15 protein-coding genes are annotated in these 15383 nt (G+C 48.8%); 11 read left to right on the top strand and 4 right to left on the bottom strand.

Translation table 11 applies throughout. The features are described 5' to 3' along the window. Positions 1-185: 185 nt before the first annotated feature. Together yidC and F1379_RS02825 are read left to right on the top strand one after the other, a co-directional pair. Complete coding sequence (gene yidC / locus F1379_RS02830) at positions 186-1193, top strand: membrane protein insertase YidC (RefSeq protein WP_239004531.1); 1008 nt, start codon at positions 186-188, stop codon at positions 1191-1193. Positions 1194-1390: 197 nt separating this feature from the next. Then, the gene (locus F1379_RS02825) at positions 1391-2098 is read left to right on the top strand and encodes a Type 1 glutamine amidotransferase-like domain-containing protein (protein ID WP_150266116.1); all 708 of its coding nucleotides are present in this window, start codon (positions 1391-1393) and stop codon (positions 2096-2098) included. Between the two features lie 124 nt (positions 2099-2222). Here F1379_RS02825 and F1379_RS02820 read toward each other — a convergent pair whose 3' ends face one another. The 3 genes from F1379_RS02820 to F1379_RS02810 all read right to left on the bottom strand — a co-directional run bounded on the left by F1379_RS02820 (position 2223) and on the right by F1379_RS02810 (position 4451). Beyond that, positions 2223-2786, bottom strand: a complete 564-nt coding sequence (locus F1379_RS02820; RefSeq protein WP_150266114.1) for a chloramphenicol phosphotransferase CPT family protein — start codon at positions 2784-2786, stop codon at positions 2223-2225. Between the two features lie 97 nt (positions 2787-2883). After that, positions 2884-3753, bottom strand: a complete 870-nt coding sequence (locus tag F1379_RS02815) for an RCC1 domain-containing protein (RefSeq protein WP_150266112.1) — start codon at positions 3751-3753, stop codon at positions 2884-2886. A 5-nt stretch (positions 3754-3758) separates the two neighbouring features. Next, on the bottom strand, positions 3759-4451 hold the full coding sequence (locus tag F1379_RS02810) for a DUF6273 domain-containing protein (RefSeq protein ID WP_150266110.1): 693 nt from the start codon (positions 4449-4451) through the stop codon (positions 3759-3761). 157 nt (positions 4452-4608) lie between these two features. Here F1379_RS02810 and F1379_RS02805 point away from each other — a divergent pair, with 157 nt between their 5' ends. Both F1379_RS02805 and F1379_RS02800 read left to right on the top strand, forming a co-directional pair. Next, a complete protein-coding gene (locus tag F1379_RS02805; protein ID WP_150266107.1) occupies positions 4609-5331 on the top strand; it encodes a MerR family DNA-binding transcriptional regulator in 723 nt (240 codons plus the stop codon). Next, entirely contained in the window at positions 5328-6125 is a 798-nt protein-coding gene (locus F1379_RS02800; RefSeq protein WP_150266105.1) for an aminoglycoside phosphotransferase family protein, read from the top strand. Before F1379_RS02805 ends, F1379_RS02800 begins: the two co-directional genes overlap by 4 nt. A gap of 9 nt (positions 6126-6134) precedes the next feature. On the opposite strand, the gene F1379_RS02795 is transcribed toward F1379_RS02800, so the two are convergent. Next, positions 6135-6623 carry an LURP-one-related/scramblase family protein gene (locus tag F1379_RS02795; protein ID WP_150266103.1) on the bottom strand — a complete coding sequence of 163 codons (489 nt, stop codon included), beginning with the start codon at positions 6621-6623 and terminating at the stop codon, positions 6135-6137. A gap of 241 nt (positions 6624-6864) precedes the next feature. On the opposite strand from F1379_RS02795, the gene F1379_RS02790 reads away from it, so the two are divergent. The 7 genes from F1379_RS02790 to F1379_RS02760 all read left to right on the top strand — a co-directional run bounded on the left by F1379_RS02790 (position 6865) and on the right by F1379_RS02760 (position 15267). After that, positions 6865-7260 (top strand): GntR family transcriptional regulator, encoded by a 396-nt coding sequence (locus tag F1379_RS02790; protein ID WP_150266101.1) that lies wholly within the window; start codon positions 6865-6867, stop codon positions 7258-7260. 2 nt (positions 7261-7262) lie between these two features. After that, positions 7263-7802, top strand: coding sequence for a hypothetical protein (locus tag F1379_RS02785; protein WP_150266099.1), 540 nt, complete (start codon positions 7263-7265; stop codon positions 7800-7802). A 3-nt stretch (positions 7803-7805) separates the two neighbouring features. Then, entirely contained in the window at positions 7806-8336 is a 531-nt protein-coding gene (locus F1379_RS02780) for a DUF5808 domain-containing protein (protein WP_150266097.1), read from the top strand. 29 nt (positions 8337-8365) lie between these two features. Continuing rightward, positions 8366-10537, top strand: coding sequence for a serine hydrolase domain-containing protein (locus F1379_RS02775; protein WP_150266095.1), 2172 nt, complete (start codon positions 8366-8368; stop codon positions 10535-10537). A gap of 19 nt (positions 10538-10556) precedes the next feature. After that, positions 10557-11150 (top strand): DUF2441 domain-containing protein, encoded by a 594-nt coding sequence (locus tag F1379_RS02770; RefSeq protein ID WP_150266093.1) that lies wholly within the window; start codon positions 10557-10559, stop codon positions 11148-11150. An 89-nt stretch (positions 11151-11239) separates the two neighbouring features. Further along, positions 11240-12118, top strand: a complete 879-nt coding sequence (gene rarD / locus F1379_RS02765) for an EamA family transporter RarD (protein ID WP_150266091.1) — start codon at positions 11240-11242, stop codon at positions 12116-12118. A 254-nt stretch (positions 12119-12372) separates the two neighbouring features. After that, positions 12373-15267 carry a P-loop NTPase fold protein gene (locus F1379_RS02760; RefSeq protein ID WP_150266089.1) on the top strand — a complete coding sequence of 965 codons (2895 nt, stop codon included), beginning with the start codon at positions 12373-12375 and terminating at the stop codon, positions 15265-15267. Positions 15268-15383 lie beyond the last annotated feature (116 nt).

Here is a 15383-nt window from a genome sequence, read left to right as displayed (position 1 = left end):
AAACCGCACCGTTTTACTAACGTATAACCCGTATTCAAATTTTTCCATTCTGGAGCAGAAACGGGGGTGAACTGGACTGGAGCATTTCTATGACTTCATTCAATTGGTATTCTCGATCGCGCTCATCTCTTCTGTTGTGTTACTTCCATTTACTTATTTCTCTTTACAAAAGGTACACCACGGTCATGAAATTGCTGCAGCCGGTTCAACCTGGTTTGTTGCCTTCAGACTGCCTGAGCCCACCAGCATTCAGCGGTGGATCGCACGTATCGCCAGACGCAGAGAAGCGCCAGATGAAGAAGACCATGGTCCTTCCCCACATTGATGTTCCATATTTTCAATTAGGGAGGACTACGATGACAAAGTTTCAATGGCTGCAACCATGGGCCAAGCCCATTCTCGTCACAATGATTGGAGTTATTCCCATCCTTATGCTCAGCGGGTGTTCGGAAGCATCCCAATTAAGCTCTATTAATGCGGATTCAACCGGGTTATTTAACCAATATTTTATATATCCATTGTCGGTCTTGATTAAATTCTTCGCGAATGTATTTCACGGAAACTACGGATTATCAATCGTGCTGATGACGTTCATCATCAGACTGGCGATTATGCCGCTCATGATGAATCAGACCAAGAAGCAAATGGACATGAAAGAGAAGATGGCCGTCCTCCAGCCGGAGTTAACTGCACTTCAGGAGAAGTATAAGAACGACGCTAGTAGCGAGGCCAAAAAACAACAGCAGGCCGAGATGCTGCAGCTCTACCAGAAGCATCAATTTAATCCTTTAAACATGGGGTGTTTGCCGATGCTTCTGCAATGGCCGATCACTCTCGCCTTTTACTACGCCATCCGCCGTACTCCGGAGATTGCAGCTCATGATTTCCTGTGGTTCAGCTTGGGGAAGACGGATCTGATATTGCCGCTTATTGCCGCTGCGGTGTATTACGTTCAGTTCCGCGTGTCGCAATCCATGTCAGGGCAGAATCAGCAACATCCCAATAACCAGATGGCATTCATCGGATGGTTGTCGCCGGTCATGATGGGGATATTTTCTTTTCAGATGCCCGCTGCATTACCGTTATATTGGGCGGTTGGCGGTATATTCATTATCGTGCAAACGATCATACTTAATAAAATGTACGCGAAGCCCAGCAGAACTCCGTTGATTCCAGAATCGCCAGCCAAATAATCATAGGCAGGAGCAGGACATCAGTGTCCTGCTCTTCTTCATGCAACCAGCATAAGCGGTTTCCTGTTTTTCTGCTCACGCGCAGGTTGACGTAAGGACATATTTTACAACCTTAAATACCAGGTTAAGGTAGTGTGAAGCCGGATTTATGATAGAATGGATGAAATTAAAATGTACATATATGGAGGTCATTCAGTTTGAGTACGCACTACTATTTCAGTTGGTTTAATCATTTTTTTCCAGAGGAGCTGGTCGAGTGGTTGCATGAGGATATTGAAGACAGACAATCGCTTGTGATGATTAGCGCTCAGCCTTCCGATTATACAGATGAGCACATTAACTTTGATGATATTTCTGAATGGACCTGGCTCAATCAGGCTAATCTTATTTTTGATGAAACTCATTACATTGATTACCGCATGCAGAAGGAAGATGCCCGGCGATTGATTCAGAACGCTTCTGTCATTTTTTTATGCGGTGGAGATCCTGTTCAGCAGAACGATTTTTTGGCGGAATATGAATTATCGGATGTGATTAAGCACAGCAATGCCGTTATCCTGGGTGCCAGTGCCGGTGCGCTAAATATGGCTGCCCAATGGTTAAGCTTGAACAACACTGACGATGACGCTGAAACAGGTACTGTTTATGCTGGTATTGGCTTTGATCATTTTGCCTATGAATCTCATGCTAAACGCGACTACGCCACGTTTGTTCAAGGCTACCTGTTCCCCTTGTCTGAAGAGATTGATGTGTATGCGGCAGAACAGGAGAGCGCTATTCGTGTAAAGGACGGCAGAATTGACAGTATGGGTCCTTTATATTTAATTTCACATTCCAGGATTCAGAAATTGAGAGAAAGGTGGTACAGGCAGTATCAAGTTGAAGCATTTAACTGTTTGGAATAGTCTTTGTTGAAGTTTAATCCTGAACCCCCTCGGCGACCCGAGGGGGATATAGCCCCAATGCAATGCTTGAATATGTCGTTTTCTGATTGATTCTCCTTCTATGAAACAACAATCTCTCATTTACTTAAATTCTTAAACCAGAGTAATCCTGACCGGATTTAATAAAGCTTAGTATTTTTTCGGCACATTCTGTCGGGCTCAGCTCTTCAGTGTTTACTTTAAGGTCATATTCATTAAAGGAATATACTTGGTCGTATTGGGAGTTCGCTAGTCCAATCTGCCGGTCTCCTCTGATTTGCTCTCTTCTTGTGAGTTCTTCTTTCGAGCATAATACGCCTACAAACAATGTAGGATGATCGGACAATAGATTTCGGTAATCATTAAACCGCTTGTCATTGTCGATTACTTTATCGACAATGACATTCAAACCCATTTCTGAAAACAATTTAATGGTTGCGTAGTACACGGAGATTATGGGATCTAAAAGTATTTTCCCGACATTAGCCACTTCCCTTGTAAGATCAATATCTGGAAAATTGTTATGAATAAAATCCTTGTACTGACCGAAAAAGTCATCTATGGATAAATGGTAAAACATAATCTCTTTCTGATTTATCAGTTCCATAGAAATACTAGTCTTTCCGGAACTTGAAGTTCCGTTCAAGAATACAATAAGTCCCCGCTTCACATGATTCACCCTTATTTATAAGATTTGCCTTTCATTTTCATTCAGAATAAAACATTCGAGAGACTATTAAATTATCCTGCCCGTTAACATAATCAAATCACAGCCTAATATCGTCCCAGCCGCCATTATGGCATTGGCCTTCAAGATTTCGGCCCGCCGCCACCACTGTGCCGTCCGATTTCAGGCCAAGCGTATGGGCGCAGCCCGCCGCAACGGCCACCATATCGCGCCAGCCGCTGACCTCGCATTGGCCGTGCTCATTCCAGCCCGCAGCCACGACCGAGCCATCCGCTTTAAGACCGACGGTATGATGGCTGCCCGCCGCGATCGCCACGATGCCATACCAGCCGCTGATCTCGCATTGGCCCCGCTGGTTCATGCCTACCGCAACGACCGTTCCATCCGTTTGCAGCCCGGCCGTATGCAGGTAACCCGCTGCAACGGCCACGATGGAACGCCAGCCGCTCACATGGCATTGGCCATAGCGGTTATTGCCTGCAGCCGTCACGCTGCCGTCCATTTGCAGCCCGGCCGTATGCCAGTCGCCCGCCGCTACCGCCACGATGCCCTGCCACTGGCTCACATTGCATTGGCCTTCATTGTTCCGGCCCACCGCCATGACCTTGCCATCCGCCTGAATCCCGACGGTACGGCGCCAGCCTGCCGCAATCGCCGCGATATTGCGCCAGCCGCTGACCTCGCACTGGAGATGCTTATTCCAGCCCACGGCCACCACTGTGCCATCCGCCCGCAGCCCGGCAGTATGGCTGTTGCCTGTATGTGCATTCCCCGCTGCCACCGCTACTATATCGCGCCAGCCGCCAGTCTCACATTGACCGTACTTATTGTCACCTGTAGCTGTCACCGTGCCGTCCGCTTTAAGCGCTACGCTATGGCGATAACCGGCGGCCAAAGACGCTTTGGGCCATCGGTTGATGGTTAACTTCAATGTGTTAAATGAATTCATGCGAGTTACACCTCGTCCTTCAGGTTCAGTGTCAGCGCAGGGCGCACACCATAACCGTTGATGCTGTTATTCCCGTAGCTGCGGATGCTGCAGCCGGTACCGACAAAGGACACGCGCGAAGGCTTGTTCCCCTGAGTCCGCAGCCACCACCAGGAACAGCCGGTTTCTTGTCCGTCTCTGAGGATATAGTTGTCTTTGTCTGATTTATCATACACATACAGGCTGCATCCGTCAGGCTTGCGGATTCTGGCGTAACCGGTGCCGGCAGCGCGCCTCCATTCCTTGCCGTTCAGTCGGGATAATTCCTGAACCTCGGCGGCGCTGAGCAGGAACACCTTGTCCTCCGTATCCGGGCAGTTCTCTCCGTTATCCGTGCATAAGGTGGTCTTAATGAATGATTTCTCGGCTTCATGAAAGGCGGTGTTGTAAAATTCATCATTCAGCCACGCGCGCAAATCGCAGTCCTGCCACGAAATCTCCGTGCTGTCCCGCCACTTCAGCTCCGCGCTTTGACCGTGGAATCTCCGGCAGTCCAGTATATCCTCGCTCAGTACCAGCAGCCCGCGGTCCGATTGCTCCAGCACACGCCATAGAATGGCCTGCTCCTGACCGTCTGTGGTCTGCGGGTACATGCCGAACGTAAAGAAGTCGCCGGGCTTCAGGCTCCGGTGTGTGACAGGCAAATAAGCTTGCTCCATAAGTTAATCCTCCCTGATAAGTCATTTCTACATTCAATCATATAACATTCATGCAAGATTTCGTTTAGGGGTACCCGCAAGCCTTGTATAGCGGGCTGTTGTCTTTTATGATATTGTTGCCGTACTTTAGTGTTTGACTTTAAGGAAGGTGAGCCGGATGAACTCGAACATTACCCCGAAACAGATGGCTGGCAGACTGCAGGTCAGCACCACAACCTTAAGAAGATATGAAGAGCTGGAGCTGGTGCCTGACGTCCCCCGGACTGCCAGTAACAGAAGGTGCTATACGCCGCTGCATGCCCAGGCTTTTCTGGCCTTGCGATCCTTGATTAGCGGATTCGGGCTGCCGGTCGCCTATGATGTTATGAGCTTATTAAAGAAAGGCGAGGTGGAGACAGCGCTCTGGAGGATCAATGTGGAGCAGTACAACCTGCAGGCGGAGAAGCAGCGGCTCGCGGAGGTGATGAGGCTCATTCACCAGACGGATTTCACGATGTACCGGAATATTCAGGTCACGGATGAATTGAAGATCGGGGAGGTCGCCGAGATCGCAGGTGTGAATCCGTCAGCGATCCGGCATTGGGAGAAGGAAGGGCTGATCCGCGCGCAGCGGAATCCGGAGAACGGGTACCGGGTCTTTACCTCACGGGAGCTTAAGAAGATTATTGTGCTGAGCAGCCTGCGGAAGACCGTGTTTCATATCGAAAGCATGAAGCAGCTGCTGGAAGCTCTGGAGGCCCAGGAGCTGGCCGTCATTGAACGCTCCTTCAAGGTGGCGCTCCAGAAGCTGAATGAGCAGCTGGCAAGGCAAATGAACGGAATCGCCGAGATGATGAGGTATAATCAATTGGCCAAACGTGAGAAGGGGGAGACACAGTGACTCAGGAAGAAGTATTAACTGGCGGTAATGTTAATTACATAGTCCGTAAGGACAAGACGGTTCTACGACCCACGGGTTATTGGAGCCAGAGTGTACACGAACTGCTTGAACATTTAGAGAAACAAGGCTTCGAGGGTGCACCAAGATTTCTGGGGATCGACGACGCTAATCGTGAAATATTAACCTTCATCCCAGGAGAAGTCCCGGGTAACGCTTACCCTGAACTTGAAGCTTACATGTGGTCGGATGAAACGCTGGCGGGTCTAGCACGTCTATTACGCCGTTTTCATGATGCGACTGAAGGCTCTGCTCTCATGACGAAAGGCAAATGGCAGCTTAGCTATGGCGATGAACGCCAGCACGAAGTGATATGTCACAATGACGCAGCGTTATACAATGTAGTCTTTCAAAAAGGTTCTCCTGTAGCGCTGATTGATTTGGATATGGCTGGACCTGGTCCGCGGATGTGGGACATTGCCTATTCCCTGTACACGTCGGTTCCGCTTGCGAGCTTCTCACCCGACCCCATTTCCGGAAAGACAGTAGCGTATCGAACTGATTTACACGCTACTGAGCGGCGGCGGCGAATTCATTTGTTTTTTGAAGCGTACGGAATTACCGTCCCCAAGGAACTGCGCCAGTGGATCATTCAGCGGTTGACTGCAATGTGCGATACGCTGCGAAACGGTGCGGCCGAAGGAAATCCTGCTTTTCAAAAAATGGTGGATGAGGGACATCTGGCTCATTATGAGCGCGAGATTTGCTTTACAGCAGAGTATTTCAATGATTGGTGATCCTGATAGTCACTGATGTGAAGCAGCAGCTTCATCCGCCTTCACACAATCAATGGCGACAACAAGCGCAATCATAATTGCCTCCATCTCCTCCTTCCATATTTGAATCCTGTAGCTATCCCCCCATGTGAACCACTCCTTGTTCACTTCACCTGCAGCTGCTCCATGCTGGAAGACCTGAAAATTCATGTCCCACCAATTGCCGTACACCTCAATGTCAGCCGAATCAATCGTATAGCGTGCTTTCAGGAATGAGAATTCCTTCTTGATCGTTAACACCTCCCGGCCATCTACCTCGACAAAAAACTTCGGTAAAAAACTGAACATTTTTTTCGTAATCAGCGCGACTTCATTTCTGGCTGTATTCCTAATGGAGAACGTCTTTGGAATTTGCATAAAGCTGCCCCCTACATAATAAACATCCTCTTCCTGCTGATTCTTGACTGTGAATTTTTCACCTAGACTGAAAACCTTCTGCTTCATATATAACTCTTTCATCCCCAATCGTCCCTCCATTTCTTTTCTTATATACAATATAAACCCAAACGCGATTAACTGTCTTTGTTGCAGTTACGGCAGGGGTGGTTAGTGCTATAGCCAATGATCATATGGAATTATTTTCAACCTGAGCTTGAGTTGTATTGTTATCTGTGTTATATATGTAATATAACAAACAAACGAAGGGGTTGGTTTGCTATGGAACGCCGGAGCGCAGCTGCGGCCAGAAGGAGGGATCAGGGTGTTCATAGAGCTCGATCTGCAATCGGAAACGCCGATTTATACACAACTGGTTGACCAGATTGTCGAAGGGATCGCTTCCGGCGTCTTGCAGCCGGGGGACCCGCTTCCATCGATCCGGAGCTTGGCGGAGGACCTCGGTATCAACCTCCATACGGTTAACAAAGCCTACAATTTGCTCAAGCAGGAGGGCTTGCTTCAAGTGCACCGCAAGAAGGGCGTGATCGTTCAGCCGGACGGGATGCCCGGCGTGACGGAAGCGTTCGAGGAGAAGCTCCGGCGGCAGCTGCGTTCGCTTGCGGCGGCAGCAGCGGTACGGGGCATGGCGGAAGAGGTATTCGCGCAGGAGAGCCGAGCGGTGTACCGAGAGATGATTGCGAATCGCGGGAGGGGATAACGTTGGTACAAGGAACGGTAATTGGGATATCCAGCATATATTTGATGATTGCGCTGATGCTTAGCTTACAGTCCTATCTCGGACTTAAGACCGTGCTGCTCGGCATTGTGCTGCCCGCGGAGGCTCTGCAGGACTCTGCCGTCCGAGCCATTCGCCGGAATTACACTTTGTTCACCGCCAGTTGTGCCGTCGTCATCGGCGGGGGGGCTTGCTGGTTGTGGTTGCGTTATCGACCGGCGCAGGGGCTCCTGATCTGGACGGCAGCCATCCTGCTTGCAATTACTGTGTCAATCTTCGCCATATGGATCAGCCGGAGGTCCGCGCAGCGCCTCAAGGCAGCCAGAGGCTGGGAGGTTATTGTGCAGACGAAGCGCGCAGCAAGCCTTGCGGCAAGGCGGATGCATAGACCGGTGCTAAGCCCGTGGTGGTATTCGGCCAATGCCGCAGTAATGGTGCTATGCATCTTCTTTGCTATTGCGAGGTGGGATACGATTCCGCAATGGTTGATTCTCGGCAATTTTCACTTTACCAAATCGGTGTAGGTCGTGTTCCTACTGAACATGGTGCAAGCGCTAAATATCACCGTTTTCTTCTGCTATCATGTGCTGATCAGCCGCGCCAGGACATCGCTGGACCCCCAGGACCGGGAAGGCTCGCTGCAGAAGCAGTTCAAGCACAAGAGAATCCATTCGATATTCGCTTGGGGCGCTTCGCTCCTCATGGTTATATTCTATGGAGTGGCGCAAGCCATAGCGTTGTACGGTTGGAAGGGAGAGCTGCTCATTCTCTCCGGCATGTTGCTCTGCGTAGCACTTCTCCTGGCACTGATCTGCGTTATGCTTTATCTTCGACTCAAAGGTGTTGATCAGCTAAAGGACGTTCCGTCGATGGAGGAAAGGCACTGGAAGTGGCTTGGCAGCATTTACGTGAATCCTGAAGATCCGGCGTTGATCGTTCCGAACATTAACGGTTTCGGCTGGATGATCAATATGGCCAATCCGCAGGGTAAAATCATCATCGCCGCGACGTTAGCCATTCCGGTCATCGAGCTTATCTTGATTTGGCCTATCCTATAAATAAGGTGATAGCTGGAGGGAGTCTTCAAATGGTAACAATGAGGCGGATCATCCTGGCATTGCTCATTATGTGCCTGCTGCTAACAGGCTGTGATGACAACACATCAGTGGCTGAGCTGCAGAATATAGCAGAGGCACTGAATACCTCCGAGGTGATCGAGTCAAGTGCTGCTCCGGTAACCGTGTCCACGGCGGAAGTGGACCCGCCTGCGAACGAGGCTGAAATTACATACGAATTAACCAAGTACGCTGCAAAGGTGAAAGCCGATCTGCTCACGACAACTTACGATACGAACAGCGTGCAATACGCCCTTATCGATCATGGCCGCATCACCGTATCCGGGCAATCCGGCAAGAATGATGAGCAGGGACAGAGGCCGCTCACGAAAGACACGCTGTACGGGATCGGCTCGACGAGTAAAATGTTTACAACGGTTGCCGTGATGCAGTTGGCCGATCAAGGGAAAATCGCTCTCGATACCCCGGTCGTCCAGTATATCCCCGGGTTTACGATGAAGGATGAACGTTACAGGCAGATTACGCCGCGTATGCTGCTCAATCATTCCTCCGGGCTGAAGGGATCCTCGTTTACGAACGCCTATCTATTTGAAGATAACGATACTTATGACCACGACACACTGCTGATGCAGCTGTCCGGTCAGACCTTGAAAGCGGACCCGGGGGCTTATTCCGTTTACTGTAATGACGGATTTACGCTGGCCGAGATTCTGGTTGAGCAGGTCAGTGGTCTGGATTTCACCACTTATATTCATCAATATATTACGGAGCCTCTGGGTATGAAGAATACGAAGACGCCGCTCGATTCTCCGGACCCGGCGAAGATGGCGGGACTCTATTATCCTACCTATACAGGACAACTTCCGGGCGAGACGATCAACGTGATCGGAGCTGGAGGTATCTATTCCACGGCCGAAGATTTGGCCCGGTTCTCGCAGGTTTTCATGGAGGGAGCGGAGGAAGTCTTGTCTGGTAAATCAGCTGCCGCTACCGCTCAGGAGGAGTATAGGACAGCTTTGTGGCCTAACGATGCGGACAACTCAGTGGGATACGGTCTAGGCTGGGACAGCGTCCATCTGTATCCCTTCAGCGAATACGGAATGAAGGCGTTGACCAAAGGCGGGGACACGACTCTCTATCACGCGTCGCTCGTTGTTCTTCCCGGACAGGACATGGCGGCAGCTGTTGTCACTTCCGGCGGGAGCAGCACATACGATCAGCTTCTGGCGAACGAAATCCTGCTTCAGGCGCTGAAGGAGAAAGCGACCATTGCTGAATTCAAGTCTGAGAAATCGTACGGTGCGCCGGTAAAGGCGGAAATGCCGGAGTCCGTGCTGCAGTATTCAGGAATTTATGGCGCAAGCGGTACGACGATGAACATCAATATTGCCGAAGGCGGCATCATGTCTATCACTTCGGAGCAGTCGCCTGATCATCCGGCTCAGAGCTTCGAATATTCAGCGGACGGTATGTTCCATAGTTCGGATGGAAATGTAATGATCAGCTTCGTGACGGAGGAGAACGGCCGTACCTACGTATGGTTTCGTCAATATATTACAGTGCCAGGTCTTGGGCAAACGGCTATATCCATGTACAACGCCGAGAAGCTCCAGCCTCAGGAGCTTCCGGCAGAGACAATAGAGGCATGGATTAAGCGCGATGGAAAGAGGTATTATCTGCTGAATCAGAAGTATACGTCGCTCGTTTATTTGATGTCGCCGTCGAGCCTATTTAATGTGTCGAAGCAATTGCCGGGGTACGTGCTCGATAAGCGGATAACCGGCCCGAATACGGCCGTCTCCGAATTGCAAATTCCGGGGATGAACGGGCGGGATCTTATGGGACTTACGTTCTTCACACAAGACGGCGTGGAGTACCTGGAGACGGGTGGCGTCCTCCTGGTGAACGAGGACGCCGTGAATCCTTACAATTTTGCTAAGCAGTCAACCGTTACGATTCCGCCCAGCGGATATGCCAGTTGGTATACGATAAGCGATAAAGACGGGGGTAAGGTACTTAAGGTGAGCATGCCGCCGAGCGCTTCCTTCGCCGTGTATAATAAGAAGGGAACATGCCTCTACTTCAGTGTTATCGGAGGCAAGGATGAGGTCGTACTGCCCTTGGGGGGAACGATTGTTTTCGCCGGGGATGCCGGCACGAAGTTCGAGATTTCCGTACAGTAATGTTGATAGGGGGCAGATTATGCAAGAAAGAGAGAGGGTTGTGTACCACCTTGTAACCGGGAAGAAGATGGCCTTAGGCCAAATCATCAGCTTTGACAGCAATCAAAAGAATTCCTTGTATCACTTCTTCTTTGAGAAGGAACGGCTTAATTCCAAGGGCGAGGATTTTATCCGAATCATGGAAGGCCACTATACGGCTGATGGCCTGCAGCTGGACAAAGAGAATGCAGAGGTAGCCGCTAAATATGTGGGGCAAACCATCAGAGCCATCAGGGAAGTCATCGTGGAAATGGTCAGACTGCAGGAGTATCCTGAATACCCTTCACGATTGTCGTGCTTATATGCTGCGAAAAGCTACCAGGACGCTCTGAGATGGAAAGACATATTTGATTCCTACCATCGGCGGGTTCTGCAGCTCGTGAAGCTTCGGGTTACCGGGGCTATCTTTGAAGGTGACGGCAGTCTTTTGCCCAAGGAAGACGGAGTTCCTTTCTCCCGAAAAATCGAGCAAGCCAGAGAATATTGGCAGGGCAATATTCATAACGAGCTTCCCGAGCTGTTGATCAACGGAAGAATTGAAGTGGCAGAAATTATGGAGGAGTTCCCCGGTTAATACATACCTAAGGTCTTTTGTCCTTTACTTAACCCGGATCGAGGCGTATAATCCGTTCAGTTATAGAGTTGAGTAGAGGGGAATTGAAAATGAACAACGGGTTGGTCAACGCTATTATTGCGTATATCATGTGGGGGGTTCTCCCGCTGTATTGGAAGCTGTTCAATGATGTGCCGGCAGGTGAGATTCTGTCGCACCGGGTGGTCTGGTCGTTCGTCTTCATGGGGATTCTCGTTGCCGTTCAGCGCCGGTGGGGGGATATGAAGCGGATTGCCGCCAGCCGCTCACAGCTGCTGTCGCTCGCTGCCAGCGGTCTGCTGATCGCTGCGAATTGGCTCATCTTCATCTGGGCCGTCAACAACGGGCATGTGGTCGAGACAAGCATCGGCTACTATCTGAATCCGCTGCTGAATGTGTTGCTGGCGGTCGTCTTCCTGCATGAGAAGCCGAACCACGGCCAGTGGCTCGCGATTGCCATCGCCAGCGCCGCGGTGCTCATCATCGCCATCGACTACGGGCGCTTCCCGTGGATCTCGATCTCGCTCGCCACGACGTTCGGCCTGTACGGCCTGGCCAAGAAGAAAATGGTGCAGGACGCTTCTGTAGGCCTGCTATCGGAGACGGCGGTGGTTCTCCCCATCGCGCTCGGCTACTGGATCTATCTGGCGGCCACAGGAGAGTCGACGGCATGGACGTTATCTCCGTCCATGCTGATCGGGCTGCTGCTCTCCGGCGTAGTTACGGCCCTGCCGCTGCTGTTCTTTGCGCGGGCGGCTGCCCGGATGCCGCTGTCCACGCTCGGCTTCGTCCAGTACATCGGGCCGACAATCATGCTGGTACTGAGCGTATTTGTGTTTAAGGAATCGGTCTCCCCGGTGCTGCTTACCGGCTTTGCGCTCATCTGGACGGCGCTCGTCGTCTACGCTACGTCATCGATTCGGGGCGCCAAGCTCGCGAAGGCGAATTAGTGCTTAGTGGTTGGGCTTGAATGATGGTAGCCCGTTGAAACTGAAATAGATGGATATTAGTAACAAAAATATTCACAACTTGGCAGCCGGTTCATAAATCGGCTGTTTTTTGTTGCGGGCAGATTAGCTCAATTCCCTCCTAACTATGATATTAGAGCTACTGTAAACTATATCCTTTGTACTAAAATAAATATGTGTATCTGGTATAAGCAAGACTGCTGCAACTGTGCAGAAGTCTATTAGGGGGATAAATAATGTTTTTACACGATGTTGAACAAAGAATCAGTAAATGGATCGACTATGGTGTGAAGGAGATGGGATCTAAACTTGTAAATTTAAATCTTTTTTATCATGAGAACAGGTTTTGGTTTCTCATTGCTATCATTATAGCCGTTTCATTATTGCTAGGGTGGATGAGAAGAAGAGGTTTAAATCAGATCGAGCGTAAGGCCTGGTCCGATGGAGGATTCAGTCTAATTCTTACTATAGGGTTAGGTTATGTCTTTAGCTTGATCAGCAAGTTCGATGGGTTTATGCAAAGCGCAAGATGGACTATCCCGTTAATGATTCTCATCTTTTTGGCTATGTTCATACGTGACCTGTGGCTGTATTTCAAGTCGAGATATAAAATCGTGGTGTTCTTCGGTACTATAATGCAATTAATCGTGTTAAGTGCGCTCTCATTAGGATGGGCCGTTCACTTCGTATGGACAACTCAAGGGATCCTGGTATCTTTTTATATTTTATTCTGGCACTTACGGAACGCAAAAAGAAAAGAAGGGGAATTGGGATTCCCGGACATCTTATCGGACCAACCTGTTGTTAGAAAAGATGACCTTTTCCCCTCTAGACAGCGGGAGTATGCGCGATTTCTTCAACTCCTAAAGTCGCAGGATTCGGATGAACCCTTCGCGACCGCCATTTGTGCACCATGGGGTGAAGGCAAGACGAGTTTCATCTTGCCTCTTATTAAAGAGGACCAAGGAGCGTACATTATCTTTATTCAACCTTTGGTCATGGATAATCGAGAAAGACTGGTGGATTATTTCTTTGGGAGACTGAAGGACATTTTGGACAAGAACGGGATCTTTACCGGAAAGGGGAGTTCATTTCAAGCCTACATGGATGTCGTCATGAAATTCGTAGGCGACTCTAAGGTCGCGGCATTGCCGGATTTGCTAATGTGGAGCAGCAAGAGTGAGCCTTTGGATTACCGGGAGACGAAGCGACGATTTGAAGAGGATATCTTGATGATGTTAGAAAAAATCAATAGTGGAAATCATCAACCGAGCAAGAAGAAGCTTTACATCATCGTCGATGATATGGACAGACTCGATCAGCCAAAAGAAACCCTGATTTTTATTAAGGAGATAGCTGATTTTCGAGGATGTGCTGTAGTGTTCCTCATGGACTATAGTAAAACAACGGAGAATAGCTCTTCGGAATATTTGGAGAAATTCCTGCAGAATCGCTTCGATTTGGATGTGGTGCCGTTCGAGGAGATGATCCAGTTCTACTTTGGACGTCAACAGAGAACGGAATCGCTGAAGCATAGCGTTACGCAACAACATGCCCAATCCATGGCCAATGATATCGTAAATGAAGTGAGCCAAATCAGAGGCCGGGTAGAGATAATACTGGCAAAAAAAAAACATGAAATTGAGCAGGTCAAGTCTAATGAAGAATTGGAAAGCAAGAGGCACAAGAATCTAGTTGCAGAGACGAGCGAGTTAGAGCAGGCGCATGCTGAATTTAATCAAAGGCTCTTGAATGCGCGAAAGGTCAAACGGATGGTTCGTACTTGTATTGAGTTACTGGAATACAGTGATGATTTGATCGAGAAGCTTAACATGTCGGAGAAGATGGAAAATAACTGGAATTTTTTGGATTTACATATGGTGGTCATTCAGGTGGCCTTGCTCAAAACTTGGTACGAACCCCAATATACTGAATGGGTAATGGGGAAAAAATCATCCGACTTCATACGAAAGCTTACCCATCCAATGATACGCTGTATATTTGCTGATTATCTGAACATTATGTCTTCAAATGAAAGGATGCTGCTACATGCCGATGCAAAGATGAGTTTTATGGATGCACTTATATTCTCAAGGACTAACGATGCGATGTTCCTTGATACTCTCAAAACGCGTGTTGAAAAGAATTTAGCAGAGATCGACGACAGGCGCCTAAATTTAAGTCCAATGCCTAAAGAACGTATACGAGAGTATGCTGACTTGTTGAATAAGTATAGCTCTGGAAACAAGTTTCAGGAGCGAATGGACAATTTCTTGATTGCATTAATGGACAGTGGTATTCAATTTTCGGAAATTTGGGTGATTGTGGAGGAGATTGATAGCTCCAAGTTGATCAGGTCAAGCTTTTTCCCAAAAATACTTGAATACCTCCGGCAACAGCAGCCGGAATTTGACAATCTTAAGGTGAAAAAATGGGTGCAGGGGCAAATCAATTTGCTCAAGGATGCTTTTGCACGTGAGTTTGCTGTTCCTTTCGGCAAGCTCTACCTTTTGCAGACTTACCGCAACTCCCAAATCACCGAGAATAGTATTAAGAACATGACGGATCAATGGAACAGTCTGAAAGATATGATGAGTGGGCAGGATATCTCTAACGCCAACTTCTTTGATAAAGAGAAGGGTCAGGCATCGGTGGTCTTCGCGCACTGGCTAGAAGATGTAACGAATTCACTAAAGAGAGAGGGGGACACTATACAACATAGTGCGCCTTATAAAGGGGCCATAAGATATTATAGTGAACGCTTTGAATACCTAATTGAAAAACTGCGTGATTTAGAGGAATTAGAGGAAGAAGTCAACCGTGTAGGCCAAGGGCGTTCTCAGACTGATTGGTACATGTACTCTAGAGATGAAGCATGGATTTCATTGGGTAAGCTGAATGACATGCTTGATGAGCCGGAATTGATGATTAGTTCTAATCTTTGTAATCAATTTGTTCAGATCATAGAATGGTTAGAAACGCAGCGTCTTACGGAAACAGAGGTAGAGCGAATTCATCAAGTGTGGTCGAAGCTCATTACCTTGAAGCCGGTTCAGGGCATAGATGAAGAGTTTTGGGTCTCGATCGACCTGCGAGTATGGATTATAACCGATCGTTTGGATCGTATGTAATAATACTTACTGATATAAGCCGGGCTCATTTCATGAAATATACACCAAATCAATCTGAACAATCACAACTCAGCAGCCGATTAAAAGATCGGCTGCTGTTTGTTGTGGTCATTGTA

The organism is Paenibacillus tepidiphilus (assembly GCF_008635795.1).
GTDB lineage: Bacteria > Bacillota > Bacilli > Paenibacillales > Paenibacillaceae > Paenibacillus_AQ > Paenibacillus_AQ tepidiphilus.
Note: the sequence above shows the minus strand (reverse complement) of the source record. Positions and strands in the feature narration are given on the sequence as shown.

Bases quoted from the DNA above. Each gene is read 5' to 3' on its own strand.
- yidC (WP_239004531.1), top strand. From the start codon at position 186: ATGAAATTGCTGCAGCCGGTTCAACCTGGTTTGTTGCCTTCAGACTGC.
- F1379_RS02815 (WP_150266112.1), bottom strand. From the start codon at position 3,753: ATGAATTCATTTAACACATTGAAGTTAACCATCAACCGATGGCCCAAA.
- F1379_RS02810 (WP_150266110.1), bottom strand. From the start codon at position 4,451: ATGGAGCAAGCTTATTTGCCTGTCACACACCGGAGCCTGAAGCCCGGC.
- F1379_RS02805 (WP_150266107.1), top strand. From the start codon at position 4,609: ATGAACTCGAACATTACCCCGAAACAGATGGCTGGCAGACTGCAGGTC.
- F1379_RS02795 (WP_150266103.1), bottom strand. From the start codon at position 6,623: ATGAAAGAGTTATATATGAAGCAGAAGGTTTTCAGTCTAGGTGAAAAA.
- F1379_RS02775 (WP_150266095.1), top strand. From the start codon at position 8,366: ATGGTAACAATGAGGCGGATCATCCTGGCATTGCTCATTATGTGCCTG.
- F1379_RS02770 (WP_150266093.1), top strand. From the start codon at position 10,557: ATGCAAGAAAGAGAGAGGGTTGTGTACCACCTTGTAACCGGGAAGAAG.
- rarD (WP_150266091.1), top strand. From the start codon at position 11,240: ATGAACAACGGGTTGGTCAACGCTATTATTGCGTATATCATGTGGGGG.
- F1379_RS02760 (WP_150266089.1), top strand. From the start codon at position 12,373: ATGTTTTTACACGATGTTGAACAAAGAATCAGTAAATGGATCGACTAT.